The organism is Pseudomonas anatoliensis (genome assembly GCF_017976235.1).
GTDB lineage: Bacteria > Pseudomonadota > Gammaproteobacteria > Pseudomonadales > Pseudomonadaceae > Aquipseudomonas > Aquipseudomonas anatoliensis.
The window spans coordinates 598946-618982 of sequence record NZ_JACVHC010000001.1 but is presented as its reverse complement, the minus strand read 5'-3'; the positions used below and the strand labels follow the sequence as shown (position 1 = coordinate 618982).

Below are 20037 nucleotides of genomic sequence, written 5' to 3'. Positions count from 1 at the left end.
ATAGGAGACTGTTATGTCTGAGCGGGAGTTTTGCCCTTTTGTAGTGCAATCAAAAATTGAGAAAATAATACACTCCTTAGATCTAGAGGCGATTACACGCTATACCGACAACCACAAACTGGTAGCAGTTGCCGAGCTTTTTGACAAGTCCAACACCGCAGTTGAGGCTGGAGCGGGTAAAGGGCCAAATTCGCTTGTTGGAGCACTGGCTGAAAGCGTCGAACATTACTGCGCACTTCAATTGAGCTCTGCCGAATCGAGCATCCAGCAATGTGACTTTATCTCGAATCAGCACGCTGCCAGCCACGATGGATTCCTGACGAGCTTGCGATTCAAAAATGAAGCAATCGAGTGTTTCAAACTAACAACACTGGATAGAACGGAGGACCTCTTCATTCCAAGCCTCCTGCTTCGCCCAAAGCTCCACGATCAACCACACAGCGAAGCCCATCTCTTTTTGAGCCGCTACTCCTCCAACTCAGGTTCTGCTTTCGGCTGTACTAAAGCTGAGGCACTACTACACGGCGCAAACGAACTCATCGAGAGACATGTTTTATCAAAATTATTTCTGGCAATTTGTAGTTTGGGCCCTTCCATTAGCTTGTACAGGCCGTCGAGCGCTCTGCTAGCAAGGTCGTTACAGAACGACCCCCACGCGCTGGGGCTTGCAGAAAAACTACAAATCATCGTTGTACACAGCTCAATGAATAGTTATTTTTCTGTTGCGCTTCCAAAATCTGGCCCAGGTTATTTCCATCTATCCCCAATCGGCTCAGGAAACTCTCTAGATATACAAACTGCGATCCACCGGGCAGTCACAGAACAAATTCAAGCGAGTGCGCTTTATGATGCTCCACAAGAGAAAATTGACAGCAAAACATTCGCTTTTCTCGCCAACTCTAAATCTCTCCGCCACCTGATAGATTTTGAGCCCATTAGGGCTTTAAAGCTTCCGCCAATCGATGAACCATCACCCCACTTCACCTCAAGTGTTCCGTTACAACTGAAAACGCTGAACAACAACATCACGAACTCAGGCCGAAAACTTTTTTACAGAGTCATTACCGACTTTCCCGGAAACGGCATTGTTTGCCAAAGCTATATACCTGGCCTTGAACGCTTTAACATTATAAGGAATGGAAGTCTGGTAGCACCGCAGGCCATCTTGCGTCAATTACCCGCGAGATAATGTTAGCGCTACACCACTGAAGACATTCAATGCAAACACTCATCAGAACCGCTTGCAAAAATCACGCATGGTTATTGATCTCAACCATCACCACTGTCATAGCGCTGAAAATCCTTGCACTAGCACCGCCACTGCTACTAGGCAAAATCGTCGACGCACTAAACAGCCAAACCCCAACAGCGCTCAACCTACTGCTATTTTTGACAGCAGGAATTACCCTGGCCGGGTGCATTCAAGCAGCAATCAATCCGCTGCAAATCTATTTCCTTTCCAAGTTGGTACAACAGGTAGTGATGGACGCGTCAATTGGCTGGATAGCACAGCTGATGCGCAAAGAGTTCCAGCAATTCAACACGTGGCGTATTGGCCATTTCATTAAGTCAGTAGAGCGTGGGATTACCGCTCATGAGCAATTGCTGACGTTTTTCATCACCACCGGTTTGCCGCTGTGTCTGGAGTTCATCATCGTCGGGCTGGCTTTTTAATACATGGGTGGGGCAGGTATTTTTCTGGCAATGACTGGCATGGCGATCCTTTACTTGTTTGCCGCCCACCGAATCATCAAATGGCGCAGAAAGCACATTGATGCAGTTAATGAGCAGGAGGACGAACTAAGCGCGCTGCTTTTCAGCACCCTGAATACCGGCAAATCGATAAAGCTGGAAAGCGCCGAGCACACGGCAACTCAACCCTTGAACCATGCCTTCCGGCAGTACGCCAAAGCGGCAGTGACGGTGGCCAGTTCCGGAGGGTTCTTGAGTGGAGCGAAAATCCTCTTTGTCAGCCTGTCTACTGGAGGGTTGCTGGGTTGGGGAGTCATTGACCAGTTGTCAGGCGAGCCAAGTATCAGCGTTGGCCAACTGGTTGCCGTATTCGCCATTGCCGGAAGCTTTTTGCTCAACATCTCGGCGCTGACTGAAGGTTATCGAGTACTCGATCAGTTTCTGGCTGATCAGCGAAGACTACGCTACCTGCTGTCACTGCCAGACTTTGATGATAACAGTCGACAAGTCGATATCACGTCGCAGAACGAGTCGACGCTCGCACTCGATCCTTGCACAGTCAGCGACAATAACGCTGTGCAGTTGACCATCAGCAAAACCATGACGTTTTACCAAGGCCAGTCGGTTGCAATTACCGGCCCCAGTGGTGCCGGCAAATCCACCCTGCTTGAAGCACTGGCCGGGCTGAACGCTTCAGCGAGAGCCCACCTGAGTATCGATGAGGTGCAAATCGGCAAACTGAACGCCCAGACTCACTTGGAGGTGTTGAGGTATTGCCCTCAATTGCCGCAGTTTCTGGAGGGTAGTTTTTCCAAGTCGGTGTTATTTGGTATGGAACTATCACCAGACCTGCAATTGGCGATTGAACGTTTAAATCTTGAGGACATTGTTTCGCAACGCAAACTCACCGAGAACGCCTCCAATATTTCCGGTGGGGAGGCGAAACGCCTGTCTTTGCTTCGCCTGATAAACAGGCCGGGGCGGTTCAATCTGTTCGACGAACCCAGCGCCTCCATTGAACCGAAGTTGGCCGCACCGGTTTGGGATCTTTTGTTCGATACGTTTGCGACTCGCGGATTGATCTGTGTCACCCATGATCTCGCCCACCTGTACCGCTTTGATCGGGTCATCGTCATGCAGAACGGCGCGATTATTGAAGATGGCCCCTGGCAGGAATTGGTCGACACAGCCGCAGTCAAACTTCTGTTAACTGATCTTCAGATGGTTGATGAGTAAAAAACTTCAAAAGATGACCGCCTTCGGCAGCTCCTACACGGGATCGCATTCCAATGCAGGAGCTGCCGCAGGCTGCGATCTTTTGCTCTTTTCTACAAAATGCCGTTAGTCGCCACCCCCCGCGATGGATTAAAGTAACGCCCCCAGCCCCGGCGTTACCCGAACGCCTGTGGCCACCCCTTTCCAGGAACATTCACCGATGGAACATCGTGAAGCGCTGCTGGCGCTGCGAACCTTTCTTTCAACGCAGATTCTCGGCCAGGAAAAACTCATCGAGCGTTTGCTCATCGCCCTGCTCGCCGACGGCCACATGCTGGTCGAGGGCGCTCCGGGTCTGGCCAAGACCAAAGCGATCAAAGAACTCGCCGAGGGCATCGAAGCCCAGTTCCATCGCATCCAGTTCACCCCCGACCTGTTGCCTGCCGACATCACCGGCACCGAGATCTATCGCCCGGAAACCGGCAGTTTCGTGTTCCAGCAAGGGCCGATTTTCCACAACCTGGTGCTGGCGGACGAAATCAACCGTGCCCCGGCCAAGGTGCAATCGGCGTTGCTCGAAGCGATGGCCGAGCGTCAGGTCAGCGTCGGGCGCAGCACTTATGAGCTGTCGCCGCTGTTTCTGGTGATGGCCACGCAGAACCCGATCGAGCAGGAAGGCACCTACCCGTTGCCGGAAGCGCAACTCGACCGCTTCCTGATGCACGTCAAGATCGGTTTCCCCGACGCTGCCGTGGAACGCCGCATCCTTCAGCAGGCCCGTGGCGAAGCGCTGAACGGCGAGACCAAGCCCGAGCGCCGGGTCAGTCAGCAGGCGATCTTCGCCGCCCGCAAGGAAATCCTCGGTCTGTACATGGCTGACGCCGTTGAGGAATACCTCGTGCAACTGGTCATGGCCACGCGCACTCCGGCCAAGTTCGACCCGGAAATGGCCGAATGGATCGCCTATGGCGCCAGCCCGCGCGGCTCTATCGCCCTCGACCGCTGCGCCCGGGCCCACGCCTGGCTGGCCGGGCGCGACTTTGTCAGCCCCGAAGACATTCAGGCTGTGCTGTTCGATGTGCTGCGTCACCGCATCATTCTGTCGTTTGAAGCCGAGGCCGCCGGCATCGACCAGGATCGCGTGGTGCAGCGGATTCTCGACGTCGTAGCCGTCGCTTGACCCCCATGAACGCCCCTCTGCCGTCCGAACCGGGCATCCGCGTCAGCCTCGCCGAGCTGATCGAGATGCGCCACCGTGTGCGCGAAGTGCAGCTGTTTTCCACGCCGAGCCAGCGCAGCCCGCTGATTGGCTTGCACCACTCGAAATTCCGCGGTCGTGGTGTCGACTTCGATCAGGTACGGGTTTATCAGGCCGGCGACGACGTGCGTACCATCGACTGGCGCGTTACCGCTCGCACCCAGGAGCCGCACACCAAGCTGTTCCATGAGGAACGCGAACGGCCGATCTTCATCATGGTCGAGCAAAGCACGCGGTTGTTTTTCGGCTCGGGGCTGATGTTCAAATCGGTACTGGCGGCGCAAGTGGCGGCGTTGATCGGCTGGGCCGCGCTCGGCCATAACGACCGGGTCGGCGGGCTGGTGTTCGGCGACAACGAGCACTACGAAATCAAGCCACGACGGAGCAAACAGAGCCTGCTGCAACTGCTCAACCGTTTGGTGAAAGTCAACCAGTCGTTGCACACCGAGCGCGAACCGGATCGCGATACGCTCGGCGTGGCCCTGCGCCGCGCCCGTGAAGTGCTGCGTCCGGGCAGTCTGGTGATCGTGATTTGCGATGAGCGCGCATTGTCTGATAGCGCCGAGCAGCAACTGAGTCTGCTTTCTCGGCATTGCGACTTGCTGATGCTGCCGCTGTCCGATCCGCTCGATCACGCCCTGCCCGCCGCCGGTCTTTTGCGCTTCGCCGAACGAGGCGCGCAACTGGAACTCGACACGCTCAATTTCGACCTGCGCCAGACCTATCGCGCCCAGGCCGAAGCACGTATCGCCCGTTGGGAATTGCTCGCGCAAAAGCTGCGGGTGTTGCTGATGCCGCTGAGCACACAAAGCGAGATGGTCGAGCAGATGCGCGAGTTCCTCAATCCGCAGCGACCGGGGAAAGGTCGATGAACGGCCTCGAACAACTGCAACCGCTGATCTCCCCGCCACCGATTGCCTTCTGGCCGCCGGCGCCGGGCTGGTGGCTTTTGCTTCTGGCGCTGCCGCTGCTCGGTTTTGCCGTGTGGCGTTTGCGCCGTTTCATCCCGATTAAAAAACGTCCCGTGGTGCGCGCCGAACAGCCGCTCGACCCGGTGCGCGTCGCCGCCCTCGCCGAACTGGCACAAATGCCCAAACCCTATGACGGCGCTCCGGCCGGAGCCTGGCTGCAACAACTCAACGGCCTGCTCAAACGCCTGTGCCGCAACCATTACCCCTACAGCCAGAGCCACACGCTCAATGGCCGCAAGTGGCTGGCGTTTCTCGACAACCGTTGCCCGGCCGCCGGGCTGACGCGCTGGATGGTGCTGGTCGAAGGCGCCTACAAACCGGAATGCAAACTCGACGACAAAGCCATCGCCGGCCTGACCCAGGCGGTAGACACCTGGATTCGCAAGCATGTTTGAATTCGCGTGGCCGTGGATCTTTGTGCTGTTGCCGCTGCCGTGGCTGATGCGCCTTGTGCTGCCGGTGGCCGACAGCGGCGAACCGGCGTTGAAAGTCAGTTTCCTCTCGGACCTTGAAGGCCTTGCGCGTCGTCGTGCTCGGGCCAATCTGCCGGCGTGGCGCCAACAGGCACCGTTCATTTTGCTGTGGCTGCTGCTATTGAGCGCCGCTGCGCGTCCGCAATGGCTTGGCGAACCGCTGCCGATTGCTGCCAGCGGGCGTGATCTGCTGGTCGCGGTGGACGTGTCCGGATCGATGGACTTCCCCGACATGCAGTGGCAGGACGAGGACGTCAGCCGCCTGACTCTGGTGCAGCACTTGCTCGGCGACTTCCTCGAAAGCCGCGACGGCGATCGCGTTGGCCTGATCCTCTTCGGCAGCCAGGCTTATCTGCAAGCACCGCTGACCTTCGACCGCCACACCGTGCGCGTCTGGCTCGACGAAGCGCGGATCGGCATCGCCGGCAAGAACACCGCTATCGGCGACGCCATCGGTCTGGCCCTGAAACGCCTGCGTCTGCGTCCGGCGCAAAGTCGCGTGCTGATTCTGGTCACGGACGGCGCCAACAATGGCGGCGAAATCGACCCGCTGACCGCAGCGAAACTGGCGGCGAGCGAAGGCGTGAAGATCTACCCGATCGGCATCGGCGCCAATCCGGAAGACAGCGGTTCCACCGCGTTGCTCGGGGTCAATCCGAGCCTGGACCTTGACGAACCGGCGCTCAAGGCCATCGCTGAAGTGACCGGCGGCCAGTACTTCCGCGCCCATGACGGCAAAGAGCTGCAAGCGATCAAGGACACCCTCGACCAACTCGAACCGGTGACCCAACAACCGACTCAAGCGCGTCCGGCGCAGGCGTTGTATCACTGGCCTCTGGCGTTGACCCTGTGGCTGAGCCTGTTGTTGGTCGCGCGCGAATTGTGGCCGGACAACCCGTTGCAACGCCTTTTCAACAAGGAGCTGTACCTGCAAAGTCCGCTGCCTGACTGGCGTGAGCGCCTCAAACGCTTGCGTCTGCGGAGGCGCCGATGATCGCCCTCTGGCCACACTGGTTCCGTCCGTGGTGGTTGCTGCTATTGCCGTTGCTCGGCTGGCTGATCTGGCAACTCTGGCATCGGCAAAAACGCGCTGGCCGCTGGCAGATGATTTTGCCGCCGGCATTCCACGCCACTCTGCTCAGCGGCGGTAACGGTCGCGACAGCAAATTGCCGTGGGTCGCCCTCGGTGTTGCGTGGCTGCTGACGATTCTGGCGTTGCTTGGGCCGAGTTGGGAGCGCGTCGAACAGACCAGTCAGAAACCTGCCGATCCGTTGGTGGTGGTACTGGAACTGACTCCGGAAATGCTTGCAACCGACTCGCCACCCACGCGTCTGGAACAGGCGCGGCGCAAGTTGTTTGACCTGTTGCAGGCACGCAGCGATGCGCAGACCGCCATCGTCGTCTATGCCGGCAGCGCGCATACGCTGGTGCCGCTGTCGGATGACCTGGCGACCAGTCGCAATCTGCTCGACGCCCTAAAGCCTTCGCTGATGCCGCAAAGCGGTCATCGCGCTGACCTTGCGGTGAGCAAAGCGCTGGCATTGCTCAAACAAGGCGCGCTCGGCCAAGGACGGATTCTGTTGATCGGCTCATCCCTGAATGAAGACGAGCGCCAAGGCATTCGTCGCGCCCTGAGCGGTGAGTCGGCGCAACTGTTGATGCTCGGCGTCGGCACCGCTGAAGGCGCACCGATTGCCCAGGAGGACGGCAGTTTCCTCAAGGACGAACAAGGCGCGATCCGCGTCCCGCAACTCGACAGTCCGGGCCTCGGCGCCTTCCTCAACAGCGTCGGCGGTGACTATCACGTCGCACGGCTGGACGAAGGCGATCTGGGTGCCCTCGGCCTGCTCAACGGCCCGCGCAGCCTGCGCGATGACGGCCAGACCGTGCGCCTCGACACCTGGGCTGATCAGGGCTACTGGCTGCTGTTGCCGCTGTTGTTGCTGGCGGCGTGTGCCGGGCGTCGCGGCTGGTTGTTCTGTCTGCCGCTGCTGTTTTGCCTGCCGCAGCCAAGCTACGCTTTTGACTTCGAAGACTTATGGCTGCGCCCCGATCAGCGCGGGCTGCACTTGCTCAAGCAGAAACGCCCCGCCGAAGCGGCGCAACATTTTGCCGATCATCAGTGGCAAGGGGTGGCGTTGTACGAGGCCGGCGACTACAGTGGCGCCGCCCAGCGTTTCGCCGAAGGCAGCGATGCCCGCGCCCACTACAATCGAGGCAACGCGCTGGCGAAAAGCGGTGAACTGGACGCCGCAATCGATGCCTACGAACAGGCCCTGGAGTTGCAACCGGACTTGCGCCCCGCGCAGACCAACAAGGCGCTGGTGGAAAATCTGCTGAAGCTGAAAAAAACACCACCGGCCGCTGAACCGGAGCGCAATCCGACGGAGCAAAACCTGCCCGGCGATGAACCGCCGCCAGCGACCGCGCCGCCACCTGCGGTACAAAGTGAAACTCAAAGCGAGGCTCAGCCCGCCGAGTCGGCCAGCGAACCACCACCGACCGCCCCGCCGCTGCCAGGCCCCGACGAATTGCCAGGCAGTGAGGAGGAAGAGGAAACGAACACCGTGCCGACGCTGCGCCCCAGCGAGGACAACCTCGAAGGCGAGCAACGTCAGGCACTGGAACAATGGCTGGGCAAGATCCCGGATGACCCCGGCGAACTGCTGCGACGCAAATTCTGGTACGAACAGCAACAACATCAGGATCAGGAAAACACTCGATGACCCGCTTCACCGTTCTCTTGCTGCCCCTGCTGATCTGCACGGCCACCGCGCACGCGGCCGAGTTGACCGCCAGTGTGGATCGCAGTCGCCTGAACTCCGGCGAGACGGTCGAACTCACCCTCGAAACCAGCGACGTCACCCAGTTCGGCAAACCCGACCTGACACCGCTCGAGCCGCTGTTCGAAGTACGCGGCACGCGGCAGGTCAACCAGTTGAACACCCTCAGCGGTGACAACCGCGCCACCACGCGCTGGATCATCACCCTGTTGCCGAAGGAAAACGGCAGCGTGCTGATTCCGCCGCTGCAATTGGGCGATGTACAGAGCCAGCCGATCACCGTGCAAGTGGTCGAAAGCGATAGCCGCGAGGACAACAACAAACTCGATCCGGTGTTCATCGAGGCCAGCCTCGATCAGTCCAGCGTCTACGTGCAGGCCCAGGCGATCCTGACCCTGCGCATCTACCATTCGGTGTCGTTGTACGACGACAGCAGCCTGACCCCGCTGCAAATCGCCGACGCGCGCATCGAGCAACTGGGCGACACGCGCACCTACGAGAAAGACATCAACGGCGTGCGCCATGGCGTGATCGAAATGCGCTATGCGATCTACCCGCAGCACAGCGGCTTGTTGACCATTGCGCCGCAGACGTTCAGCGCAACGCTGGTCGAGACTCAGCCCGCCCAGGACTCGACCGCTCAAGGGCCGAAACCCGGCAAGCTGATGCGAGTCAACTCTGCGCAAATCCCCCTCACGGTCAAACCCAAGCCGCTGACCTACCCGATCGATGCACCATGGCTGCCGGCCCGCAGCTTGAGCCTGAGCGAAAGCTGGAACCCTGAGCCCGAACACACTCAGGTCGGCGACTCGCTGACACGCAGCCTGACCCTGAAGGTCGAAGGCCTGGCCAGCTCTCAATTGCCGGCCATGCCCGCCACCGAAGTCAGCGGCCTGCGGCGCTATCCGGATCAGCCGGTGCTGAGCAACCAGAGCAGCGACCGTGGCCTGATCGGCAGTCGTGAAGAACGCGAAGCGCTGGTGCCGAGTCGCAGCGGCTCCATCGACCTGCCGACAGTCGATGTGGTGTGGTGGAACACTTTCGAAGATCACCTGGAACACACGAGCTTGCCGGCGCGCACCCTGCAAGTGGCCAACAACCCGAGCCTGCAAGTCGACACCCCGACCGGCAGTCTGCAACCGGTAATTGTCGACGGCGATACGCTGTGGTGGTGGAAACTCAGCACGCTGATCCTGGCCTGCACCACCCTCCTCGGCTTCGGCCTTTGGTGGCGCGCACGCTGGCAACCGGCGATCCTGCGCGCCGCACAAACCGGCCCGAGCCCGCGCACATTGATGGATGACATCAAGCGTGCGAGCCAGGCCAACGATCCGCACGCAACCCGCCAGGCACTGGATGCCTGGGCCCGTCAGCAACCAGAAACCCTGGCTGACATGGCTGCGCGGTTTGTGCCGCTGTCGGATGCCTTGGACGGGCTCAACGGTGCGCTGTACAGCGAGACCGGCCAGCACTGGCAAGGCGAGGATTTGTGGCGGGCGATCCGAACCATTCCGGCGGCGGAACGGGTGCAGGATCCGGTGGGTGATAGCGGGTTGCCGCCGCTTTATCCGAAGTAAAAAGCAAAAGATCGCAGCCTTCGGCAGCTCCTACAGTACATCTGTGTTTACCCCTCCATTTCGGCGTGAACGGATCCCCTTTAGGAGTTGCCGAAGGCTGCGATCTTTTGATCCATCAAGCCTTTGGGCAAGCCTGCGCATTTGCCAGTAAACTCTCCCCTCTTTCGCCGCCCCTCATTTCCCCGCGGCCATCACCTCTTTAATTGTTGCGGAGTCCACCTTGCGTCTGTTTCACACCTCCGACTGGCACCTTGGGCAAAACCTGCACGGCCAGGAGCGCGATTTCGAGCACGCGTGCTTCCTCGAATGGCTGCTGCGCCAGCTGCAACTGGCGCAGCCGGACGTGCTGTTGATTGCCGGTGACATCTTTGACACGGTCAATCCACCGGTCAAAGCCCAGGAACGCCTCTACGATTTCATCGTCAGCGCCCACGAGCAGCAGCCGTTGCTGACCATCGTGATGATCGCCGGCAACCACGATTCCGGCTCACGAATCGAGTTGCCCGCGCCTTTGATGCGTCGTTTGCGCACCCACGCACTGGGTCGCGTGCTGTGGCTGGACGATGGCCAACTCGATGCCGAACGTCTGTTGCTGCCCTTGCCGAATGCCCAAGGCGAAATCGCCGCGTGGTGTCTGGCGTTGCCGTTCCTGCGCCCGGCGGAAGTGACTGGCGCGCACTTGGGCGACGACTATTTGCGCGGCATTGGTCAGGTGCATGAATGGCTGATCGAAGCGGCGAATGCCAAGCGCAAGCCGGGCCAGGCGCTGATCGCCATCAGCCATGCGCACATGGCCGGTGGTTCGGTTTCGGAAGACTCCGAGCGCAGCCTGATCATCGGTAATGCTGAAGCCCTGCCCGCCAGCCTGTTCGGGCCAAGCATCAGCTACGTTGCCCTCGGCCACTTGCACAAACCGCAGAAGGTCAACGGTGAGGAGCGCATTCGCTACAGCGGCTCGCCGATTCCGTTGTCGTTCTCGGAGATTGGTTATCAGCACCAGATTCTCGACGTCACCCTCGACGGCGAAACGCTGGTCAGCGTCGAGCCGAAACTGATCCCCCGCGCCGTCAACTTGCAGCGCATCGGCCCGGTGCCCTTGGCGGAAATCCTCGTGCAACTGGCGGACTTGCCGAACGTCGATCTGCTCGCTGAAACCCAGCGCCAACCGTGGCTGGAAGTGCGCGTGCGCCTCGACGAGCCGCAACCGGATCTGCGCCATCAGGTAGAAACCGCCCTGCAAGGCAAAGCCGTGCGTCTGGTGCGCATCGCCGCCGAATACGCCGGCAACCGTGGCGCCGATGGCGCGGAGGACGGCACCGCGCTGATCGAACTTGACCAACTCACGCCCCAGGAATTGTTCAGCCGCGCGTGGCTCGACAACTATGGCAACGAGGTCGATGAGCAGACGCTCAAGGACTTCGCCGAACTGTTGCAAGACGTGCAAATGGAGGGCGAGCAGCCATGAAGATTCTCGCCATTCGTTTGAAGAACCTCGCCTCGCTGGCAGGTCCGTTTGAAATCGACTTCACTGCCGAACCGCTGGCCAGCGCCGGTCTGTTCGCGATCACCGGCCCGACCGGCGCCGGTAAAAGTACCCTGCTCGATGCCTTGTGCCTGGCGCTGTTCGGCGCCGTGCCGCGTCTGAACAACACCGGCCGTGACGCCAAAGTCCCGGATGCCGATGGCGAAATCGCCACCGGCGACCCGCGCACGTTGCTGCGTCGCGGTACCGGTGAAGGCTACGCCGAGGTGGATTTTGTTGGTGTCGACGGTCGTCGCTACCGTGCGCGCTGGGAAGCCAATCGTGCACGGGAAAAGGCTGGCGGCAAGTTACAGGCCAGTCGGCAGAGCCTGCGCGACATCGATCAGGATCAACTACTCGCCAGCCAGAAAGGCGAATACAAGACTCAACTGGAAGCCGCGCTGGGCCTGAACTTCGAACAGTTCACCCGCGCCGTGCTGCTGGCTCAGAGCGAGTTCAGTGCCTTCCTCAAGGCTGACGACAACGATCGCAGCGAACTGCTGGAAAAACTCACCGACACCGCGCTGTACACCCGCCTCGGTCGTCGCGCCTTCGACAAGACCAAGGAGGCCCGCGAAGCGCACAAGCTGTTGCAGGATCAGGCTACCGGCGTCACCCCGCTTGCGCCCGAAGCCCGGGCGGAACTGGATGAGCGTTTCAACACAGCGCAGCAACAACTGAAGTTGCAGCAGACGCAACTCAAGCAGCTTGAACAGCAGCACGGTTGGCTGAAGGATTTGCGCCTGTTGCAGGACTCGCAGCAAGCCGCCACCGAGCAACTGCACAGCGCGCAACAGCAATGGGAAAGTCTGGCCGGCGAGCGCGTCAAGCTGACGCGCCTGGAGCAACTCGGCCCGCAACGTCACCAGTTCGCGCGTAAATCCGAACTGGATGCGCTGCTCACACCGTTGGCCGCACAGATTGCCGCGCACACCCAGCAACATGCAGAACTGAGCAACCAGCAGACGCTGCTGGAGCAAAATCTGGCGGCGGCGAAAGTCGCCCTGAGCGAGGCACAACAGCGTCAAAGCGAGAATGCCCCGCTGTTGCGTCAGGCCTTCGAAGAACAAAGCACTCTCGCCCGCCTCGCCAAGGAAGCAGCCAGCAGCGCCGATGCCAAACAGAATGCGCAGCAAGCGTGCACGCAAGGCCAGAGCGACATTCAAGCCTTGCTGGAAAAGCAGGGCCAGGTCGCTGAACGCCTGCAACGCATCGCCGCCGGGCTTGAGCAAAGCGCTCACCTTGCACCGTTGAGCGATGCGTGGAATGCCTACCGCGATCGTCTCAAACAGTTAATGCAGATCGGCAATCGGCTCAATCATGGTCAGGCCGAACTGGCTTCGCTCGAAGAGAGCGCCACGCGCAACGCTGAGGCATTCGCCGCACAGAAGCAGCAACTTGAAGTGCTGTTCAAGGAGGCCGGCGCCGAACCCGATGCCGTCGCTGAACAGATCGGCATCCTCGGCAATCTGTTGCAGGACAATCGCAAGCAACTGCGTGCCTTCGAAGATCTGTCGCGCCTGTGGGCCAGCCAACAGGATCTGCACAAGCGCAGCAGCGAGCTGCAACAACGCCAACTCAGCGCCCAGCAGGAACGTGATCGCCTGACCCAGGACGGCGTGAAAACCAAGGCCGAACTGACCGTCGCCGAACAGACCCTCAACGTCACCCGCGAACTGCTGGAGCGTCAGCGTCTGGCCCGCAGTGCCAGTGTCGAAGAGCTGCGCGAGCAGTTGCAGGACGATCAGCCCTGCCCGGTTTGCGGCAGCAAAGAGCACCCATATCACCAGCCCGAAGCGCTGCTGCAAAGCCTTGGTCGCCACGATGAAAGCGAGCAGGCCAACGCCCAGAAAGTGGTCGATCAGCTCAAGGAAAAGCTGGTTGAACTGCGCGCTGAGGTTGGTGGAGTCATTGCTCAGCAAAAAGAGCTGCTGCAACAACAGGAACAATTGGCCGCTCAGCAACAGGCGCTGGCGCCGAGCCTCGACGCTCATCCGCTGTCGGCGCAGTTGCATAATCAAGATGCCGATAAACGCGACGCCTGGCTCACCCGCCAAAACGAGCAATTGAATCAAAGCATCGCTCAGGACGAACAACGCCAAGGCGCCCTGCTCACTCTGCAACAGGACGCCGCGCGCCTGACCCAGCAACTGCGTCAGGCCGAAACTGCGCATCAGCAAGCGGCGCAGCACTTGAGTAACCAGCAGCGCGAGTTGAGCAGCGATCGCCAGCGCCTAGACGAAGAACTCACCGCGTTTGGCAGTCTGCTGCCGGCGGACACCCTCGAAGCCTTGCGCCTGGAACCGGCCGCGACGTTCATGCAGCTCGATCAGCAGATTGCCGAGCGCCTGGCGCAAGTCGAGCAGCAGAAGGAAGAACTGGCCGAGCAGCAACAACGTCAGCAAACGCTGGAGAAAGAACAGGATCGCCAGCAGACCCGCCTGCAGCAATCGCAAGCCGCCGAACAGCAATTCAATGCGCTGGCCGAGCAACAACAGGCTTGCCAGCAAAAACTCACGCAACTGCTCGGTGAGCACAGCAGCGCCGAGCACTGGCAGCAGCAACTCGAACTCGCCGTTGAGCAGGTACGCAACGCCGAAACAAGCACGGCTCAAGCGCTGCAAAACGTCAGCACGCAACGCGTGCAGATCGCCGCCGAGCTCAAGGCACAGCGTGAACGTTTACAAGCCCTGGAAAGCGAAGACAAGGATCTCGCCGGCAAGATTGCCGACTGGCGCGCCCGCCATCCCGAGCTGGACGACGGCGGCCTCGAAGACCTGTTGCGGGTCGATGATGCGCAACTGGCTGAATTACGCGAACACTTGCAGCGCAATGAAAAAGCCATTGAACAGGCCAAAGTGCTGGTGCAGGAACGCGATCAGCGTTTGCTCGATCATCAGGCGCAGCACAACGGCAATCTCGATGCCGAACAACTCGCCAGCGCCCTCGTTGACCTGCAGCACCAGTTCAACGTCAGCGAACAGCAATGCGCCGAATTGCGCGCCGAACAGGCTGAAGACCAGCGCCGACAGAACGCCAATCAGGCACTGGCGCAGCAAATCGCCGACGCCTATGCCGAATACCAGCGCTGGGCACGTCTGAGTGCGTTGATCGGTTCGGCGACGGGCGACACTTTCCGCAAGATCGCCCAGGCCTACAACCTCGATTTGCTCGTGCACCACGCCAACGTGCAGTTGCGCCAACTGGTCAAACGCTATCGCCTGAAACGCGGCGGCAGCATGCTCGGCCTTCTGGTGATGGACAAGGAGATGGGCGACGAATTGCGCTCGGTGCATTCGTTGTCCGGCGGCGAGACGTTCCTGGTATCGCTGGCCCTTGCGCTGGGCCTGGCATCAATGGCGTCGAGCACGCTGAAAATCGAATCGCTGTTTATCGACGAAGGCTTTGGCAGCCTTGATCCGGAATCCCTGCAACTGGCGATGGATGCCCTCGACGGCTTGCAGGCGCAGGGCCGCAAGGTCGCGGTGATTTCCCACGTGCAGGAGATGCACGAGCGAATCCCGGTGCAGATTCAAGTGCTGCGCCAGGGCAACGGTTTGAGCACGCTGGAGGTGAAATGAATACGCTGTACTCATTCCGCCGCTGCCCTTACGCCATGCGCGCGCGGATGGCCCTGCGTTATTGCGGCGTGCCGGTGGAAATCGTCGAGGTCAGCCTCAAGGCCAAACCGGCCGAGATGCTCGCGATCTCGCCCAAGGGCACGGTACCGGTGCTGGATGCGGATGGTCGGGTGATCGATGAAAGCCTGGAAATCATGCGCTGGGCGCTGGCGCAGAATGATCCGCAGGATTGGTTGCTCAGCGGTGATGCTCGGGTTGCCGAGTTGATCGAAGCCAATGATCAGGTGTTCAAGGTCCATTTGAACCGCTACAAATATGCCGAGCGCTATCCCGAGCAGCCGATGGAAGTTTATCGGGCCGAGGGGGCGGAGTTTTTACGCAGGCTGGACGAATTGCTTGAAGGGCGCGATTACTTGCTGACCGATCATCCGAGCCTGGCGGATGTGGCGTTATTGCCGTTCGTACGCCAGTTCGCCCATGTCGATCGCGAGTGGTTTGCGCAGACGCCGTACGTTCGCTTGCAGGCATGGCTTCAACACTTTCTCGAATCTGATCTCTTCACCTCGATCATGAAGAAATAACCCTTCGCCTTCTGCATGCACATTACCTGTGTTGAGGGGATTTATCCCCTCAACACAATGAATTTCACTCAAGGCAAGTGTTGGAGTTTGGTCAAACCTGCAGGTCAAGCCAGCACCTGGCACATCCCGAGGGCCGAGCAATCGACTTCGAACGGCCCGAGAAAATTCGCTGCGGCCTTGCTCGGCGGATTGCCGGCCAGCAGCCCCAGCGTATTCGCCCGTTCGATGTCGTGGGCGATGTTGTGATTGGCCTCTATGGCTCGCGCCAGCGCTCCCACCGAGCCCTGCCCAATGCCCAGCAACGACGCGCCGTTAGTCATCAACGCGAGACTGGCGATAACCCAAAGTCTGTAGCCTTTCATGCGCCGCCGACCCCTGCGAGTTCAGCCCGGTCGACCATCACGCTTTGCGAGCGGTGTTCGAACTGAATGCCGGGACTTGCGACCTGAATCGGTGCGTCGAAGCTGTGTTCCATCTGCGATGAGATGCTGACGATCAGCACCAGCGCCAGGTAAAGGCCGATGGCCAGGTAGGCGCCGAATTTGGCAGAAGAGATGATTGCGCTGGCCATGGTGTTCTCCCGTGGGCATGTTTCGATGCCCACAGAATCGATCAAAAAAGCTGTGGCAACCACTCAGGGTTTTCCATAGTGAACATCAGCTTCGTTGATCATTAAGCCGGTCTATTTCGGCGTTGAATAAAACCTATCGTGTGGTCAAACGCACACACATGTAGGAGCTGCCGAAGGCTGCGATCTTTTGACGTTGAAGATCAAAAGATCGCAGCCTTCGGCAGCTCCTACAGGGGAGTTTTGTCTGTGTGCTCAGTGTTGGGCTTTGTGATCCAGCGCAGCGTAGAAGTTGGCGCTTTGTTGCAGATATTTCTGGGTGTAGCTCTGGGCGTGGGATTTTTTGCTGTTGATTTCGACGTTGGCACTGGCTGGCAGAACCACGGTGGCGGAGATGGCGGAAGCGGCGATGACGGAGAAAAGATTGAAGTTCATGGCGGTAACCCTCGTGTTCGGTTGGCTTGCTTGCCCGGTTGGGCTGTGGAGCCAACTTAACGCTCGAGGGTTGAACGCTTGAAATGCTTTGTAACAGTAGCAGTTATCAGCGCGATTAATACATAGAGACAGGCCCCGCGAACCGGGGCCTGTGGCTTATTGTCGCACTACAAACTTCAGGTCGCTCGGCGCGTCCATCGGCAGTTTCTGCACGGTTTTGCCGAGCAGACCGGTCTTGCCATCGCGTTCGACAACGACAATCTCATTGCTCTTCTGGTTGGCAATCAGCAGGAATTTGCCACTCGGGTCGAGGCTGAATTCGCGCGGGTGATCACCTTCCACCGAACGTTTTTGCAGCTCTTTGAGTTGGCCGGTGGCCGGATCAATGCTGAACACGACCAACTGATTGGCGGTGCCACGGTTGCTGACGTAGAGGAATTTGCCGTCAGCGGAAGCATGCAGCGCAGCCCCTGCCTTGTCCGAGGTCGGTTGGCCAGCCGCGAGGTCTACCAGTTGTGTCTGAGTCAGCACGCCGTCGTTGTAATCGAATACCGCGACTTGAGCACTCATTTCCATGGTCAGCCAGGCATGTTTGCCGTCAGCACTGAACAACAGATGACGCGGACCGCTGCCGGCAGGCATGGCCACCGAGGCGGTTTTTGCCGGGGTCAGCGGCAAATCCGGGTTGGCCTTCGGGTCGAACTGGTAGATGAAGACCTTGTCCGCGCCCAGATCATTGGAGAACACATAACGGCCGTCCGGCGAGGAGACCGTCGAATGCACGTGGTTCGACGCCTGACGCTCGGGATTGACCCGGCTCGCCGGGTGGGCGCTCATCTGCACCACCGGTTTGAGTTTGCCGTCTGCCCCTACCGGCAACACCGCGAGCGTGCCGCCCGGATCTTCCATCACCGAATAGTTGCTGACGAACAAATGGCTGGCGTCACCACTGAGGCTCGAATGGGTCGGCTCGTTGCCCAGGCTTTGTACTTGATTGATCAGACTAAGCGCATGGGTTTTCGGATCGATCGCATAACTGCTGACGCGACCGACCGGATCGGTTTGGCCTGGACCATTTTCGTTGACCACGAACAAGCGTTTCTGGTCTTTGGACAGAGTGAGCCACGATGGGTTTTCGCTTTTCACCACTTGCAGTGGTTTGGCTTCGATCTGACCAGTGGCGCTATCGAAGCTCATCCGATAGATGCCTTGGCTCGCGCCGGCAGTGTAAGAGCCGACCAGCAGCTGGAAGCTTTCAGCGGATGCACTGGAAAGGCCCATCGCACCGACGCTGCCGGCCATCAGCAGCGGCCAGAATTTACGCATTTTCATCAGTTTCATCCTCGTCGTCGCTGCTGCTGACTACGTCGCCAAGGCACACCAGACGGTGTTCGCCGGTGGTCTTGGTATCGCTGGCATAGCCAATGACTAGCCAGCTCTGCAGAGCTTCGTCAAACGTCGCCGCTTCAACTTGAGCCGGGGTGAATTCCCAATGCTTGGCCGCTCGGCCATCGATGCATTCGATGTGCAGATTGTCGTCTTCATCGAGGGCGAATTCGAAAGCGTGCAGGCCGTCGATTTCGACCATTCCGCAGTGTTCGAGGGCGTTGAGAAGGGTTGGGGCAGTCATGGTGAACAGTCTTTGTAGGGGGGAAAGAGCGAATGATAGCTTATTGTCGATGCAGATCCCTGTGGGAGCTGGCTTGCCAGCGATAGCAATCTGTCTGACACATCAATGTGGGATGTGCCGCAGTCATCGCTGGCAAGTCCCACAGGTTATGGGTGTTGCCTTACAACGCTTCGCGCGATGGCTTGCCATCCACCAGGCGCTGGATACGCAACGGGTTGGCGTTTTTCAGCGGTTCCGGCAGCAAGCTGTCCGGGTAGTTCTGGAAACACACCGGACGCAGGAAACGGTCGATAGCCAGCGTGCCGACCGAAGTGCCACGGGCATCGGATGTTGCCGGATACGGACCTCCATGGACCATCGAATCACACACCTCGACACCGGTCGGATAACCGTTTAGCAGGATCCGCCCGACCTTCTGCTCCAGCAGCGGCGTGAGTTCTGCGAACTGCTCAAAATCACTAGGCTCGCCGATAATCGTCGCGGTGAGCTGCCCGTGCAAACCGTTCAATGCGGCACTGAGTTGCACTTGATCGGCCACCTCGACAATCACTGTCGTTGGGCCGAACACCTCTTCCTGCAGTACTTCATCGCCGTTGATCAAAAGGCTGACATCCGCTTTGAAAAGTTGCGGCTGCGCTTGATTGCCCTGCTGCGGATTGCCCGCCAGATGCTCAATGCCTTGATGCGCGAGAAGCTTCTGCAAGCCGTTGCCGTAACTGCCAAGGGTGCCGGCATTGAGCATGGTTTGCGCCGATTGGTCGCCGATCAAACCTGCAACCTGTTGCACGAATGCGCTGAATTCAGGCGAGCGAATACCGATGACCAAACCGGGATTGGTGCAGAACTGACCGCAGCCCTGCACGACCGACGCGGTGAGGTCGCGAGCGACGCTTTCCGAGCGAGCGGCCAGCGCCTGCGGCAAGACGATGACCGGGTTGATGCTCGACATCTCGGCAAACACCGGGATCGGTTGCGGGCGTGCCGCGGCCATGTCGCACAACGCACGTCCACCCTTGAGCGAACCGGTGAAACCCACAGCCTGAATCGCCGGATGCTTGACCAGCCACTCGCCGACGCCACCGCCGTAGATCATGTTGAACACACCCGCTGGCATCTCGGTTTTTTCCGCCGCACGAATCAGTGCATCAGCCACCAGCTCGGCCGTGGCCATGTGACCGCTGTGCGCCTTGAACACCACCGGGCAACCGGCAGCGAGTGCCGATGCGGTGTCTCCGCCGGCAGTGGAAAACGCCAGTGGAAAATTGCTCGCGCCGAACACCGCAACCGGGCCAAGGCCGATGCGGTACTGACGCAGATCCGGGCGCGGCAATGGCTGGCGATCCGGCAACGGCAAATCGATCCGTGCCCCATAGAAATCGCCACGGCGCAGCACTTTGGCGAACAGGCGCATCTGGCCGCTGGTGCGACCGCGTTCGCCCTGAATGCGGCCAGCCGGCAACGCGGTTTCGCGGCAGACAACGGCGACGAAATCATCACCGAGCGCGTCCAGTTCGTCGGCAATCGCGTCTAGAAACTGCGCGCGGCGCTCGGCGCTGAGGCTGCGATAGGCCGGGTAGGCGGCAGCGGCGGCTTTGGCGGCGGCGTCAACTTCTTCGGCCGTCGCCTGGATGAAATCGTGAGGCAGTTGTTCGCCCGTCGTCGCGTCGACGCTTTGCAGTTTGACGTTGCCGGCAGCGCTACGCTGACCGCCGATGTAGTTGTGACCGAGAATCTGAGTCATGGGATCTCC

The 20037-nt window shown here is 59.6% G+C and carries 18 protein-coding genes; 12 read left to right on the top strand and 6 right to left on the bottom strand.

Annotation, left to right across the window (positions count from 1 at the left end; translation table 11 throughout):
• Positions 1 to 13: 13 nt before the first annotated feature.
• The 12 genes from ICA16_RS02790 to ICA16_RS02740 all read left to right on the top strand — a co-directional run bounded on the left by ICA16_RS02790 (position 14) and on the right by ICA16_RS02740 (position 15654).
• On the top strand, positions 14 to 1189 hold the full coding sequence (locus tag ICA16_RS02790; RefSeq protein WP_210699876.1) for a YcaO-like family protein: 1176 nt from the start codon (positions 14 to 16) through the stop codon (positions 1187 to 1189).
• 29 nt (positions 1190 to 1218) lie between these two features.
• The gene (locus ICA16_RS28150) at positions 1219 to 1674 is read left to right on the top strand and encodes an ABC transporter ATP-binding protein (RefSeq protein ID WP_228734117.1); all 456 of its coding nucleotides are present in this window, start codon (positions 1219 to 1221) and stop codon (positions 1672 to 1674) included.
• Between the two features lie 30 nt (positions 1675 to 1704).
• Positions 1705 to 2928, top strand: coding sequence for an ATP-binding cassette domain-containing protein (locus tag ICA16_RS02785; protein WP_228734116.1), 1224 nt, complete (start codon positions 1705 to 1707; stop codon positions 2926 to 2928).
• Positions 2929 to 3127: 199 nt separating this feature from the next.
• Positions 3128 to 4087 carry an AAA family ATPase gene (locus ICA16_RS02780; protein ID WP_003218556.1) on the top strand — a complete coding sequence of 320 codons (960 nt, stop codon included), beginning with the start codon at positions 3128 to 3130 and terminating at the stop codon, positions 4085 to 4087.
• A gap of 5 nt (positions 4088 to 4092) precedes the next feature.
• Positions 4093 to 5037 (top strand): DUF58 domain-containing protein, encoded by a 945-nt coding sequence (locus ICA16_RS02775; protein ID WP_042559487.1) that lies wholly within the window; start codon positions 4093 to 4095, stop codon positions 5035 to 5037.
• Positions 5034 to 5531, top strand: coding sequence for a DUF4381 domain-containing protein (locus ICA16_RS02770; RefSeq protein WP_210699875.1), 498 nt, complete (start codon positions 5034 to 5036; stop codon positions 5529 to 5531). Before ICA16_RS02775 ends, ICA16_RS02770 begins: the two co-directional genes overlap by 4 nt.
• On the top strand, positions 5524 to 6603 hold the full coding sequence (locus ICA16_RS02765; RefSeq protein ID WP_042559489.1) for a vWA domain-containing protein: 1080 nt from the start codon (positions 5524 to 5526) through the stop codon (positions 6601 to 6603). Before ICA16_RS02770 ends, ICA16_RS02765 begins: the two co-directional genes overlap by 8 nt.
• The gene (locus tag ICA16_RS02760) at positions 6600 to 8336 is read left to right on the top strand and encodes a tetratricopeptide repeat protein (protein WP_210699874.1); all 1737 of its coding nucleotides are present in this window, start codon (positions 6600 to 6602) and stop codon (positions 8334 to 8336) included. Before ICA16_RS02765 ends, ICA16_RS02760 begins: the two co-directional genes overlap by 4 nt.
• On the top strand, positions 8333 to 9970 hold the full coding sequence (locus ICA16_RS02755) for a BatD family protein (RefSeq protein WP_210699873.1): 1638 nt from the start codon (positions 8333 to 8335) through the stop codon (positions 9968 to 9970). Before ICA16_RS02760 ends, ICA16_RS02755 begins: the two co-directional genes overlap by 4 nt.
• 220 nt (positions 9971 to 10190) lie before the next feature.
• Complete coding sequence (locus tag ICA16_RS02750) at positions 10191 to 11435, top strand: exonuclease SbcCD subunit D C-terminal domain-containing protein (protein ID WP_210699872.1); 1245 nt, start codon at positions 10191 to 10193, stop codon at positions 11433 to 11435.
• Positions 11432 to 15073 (top strand): AAA family ATPase, encoded by a 3642-nt coding sequence (locus ICA16_RS02745; protein ID WP_210699871.1) that lies wholly within the window; start codon positions 11432 to 11434, stop codon positions 15071 to 15073. The genes ICA16_RS02750 and ICA16_RS02745 overlap by 4 nt, the downstream gene beginning before the upstream one ends.
• Positions 15070 to 15654 carry a glutathione S-transferase gene (locus ICA16_RS02740; RefSeq protein ID WP_150602745.1) on the top strand — a complete coding sequence of 195 codons (585 nt, stop codon included), beginning with the start codon at positions 15070 to 15072 and terminating at the stop codon, positions 15652 to 15654. The genes ICA16_RS02745 and ICA16_RS02740 overlap by 4 nt, the downstream gene beginning before the upstream one ends.
• A 104-nt stretch (positions 15655 to 15758) precedes the next feature.
• On the opposite strand, the gene ICA16_RS02735 is transcribed toward ICA16_RS02740, so the two are convergent.
• The 6 genes from ICA16_RS02735 to ICA16_RS02710 form a co-directional block, all read right to left on the bottom strand.
• Complete coding sequence (locus ICA16_RS02735) at positions 15759 to 16016, bottom strand: hypothetical protein (RefSeq protein ID WP_042559497.1); 258 nt, start codon at positions 16014 to 16016, stop codon at positions 15759 to 15761.
• Positions 16013 to 16225 carry a hypothetical protein gene (locus tag ICA16_RS02730; RefSeq protein WP_150602746.1) on the bottom strand — a complete coding sequence of 71 codons (213 nt, stop codon included), beginning with the start codon at positions 16223 to 16225 and terminating at the stop codon, positions 16013 to 16015. Before ICA16_RS02730 ends, ICA16_RS02735 begins: the two co-directional genes overlap by 4 nt.
• Positions 16226 to 16477: 252 nt before the next feature.
• Positions 16478 to 16657, bottom strand: a complete 180-nt coding sequence (locus tag ICA16_RS02725; RefSeq protein ID WP_150602747.1) for a hypothetical protein — start codon at positions 16655 to 16657, stop codon at positions 16478 to 16480.
• A gap of 156 nt (positions 16658 to 16813) precedes the next feature.
• The gene (locus tag ICA16_RS02720; RefSeq protein WP_210699870.1) at positions 16814 to 17989 is read right to left on the bottom strand and encodes a lactonase family protein; all 1176 of its coding nucleotides are present in this window, start codon (positions 17987 to 17989) and stop codon (positions 16814 to 16816) included.
• On the bottom strand, positions 17976 to 18287 hold the full coding sequence (locus tag ICA16_RS02715) for a DUF5629 family protein (RefSeq protein WP_210552918.1): 312 nt from the start codon (positions 18285 to 18287) through the stop codon (positions 17976 to 17978). Before ICA16_RS02715 ends, ICA16_RS02720 begins: the two co-directional genes overlap by 14 nt.
• A gap of 160 nt (positions 18288 to 18447) precedes the next feature.
• Positions 18448 to 20028, bottom strand: coding sequence for an aldehyde dehydrogenase (NADP(+)) (locus tag ICA16_RS02710; protein ID WP_210699869.1), 1581 nt, complete (start codon positions 20026 to 20028; stop codon positions 18448 to 18450).
• Between the last annotated feature and the right edge of the window lie 9 nt (positions 20029 to 20037).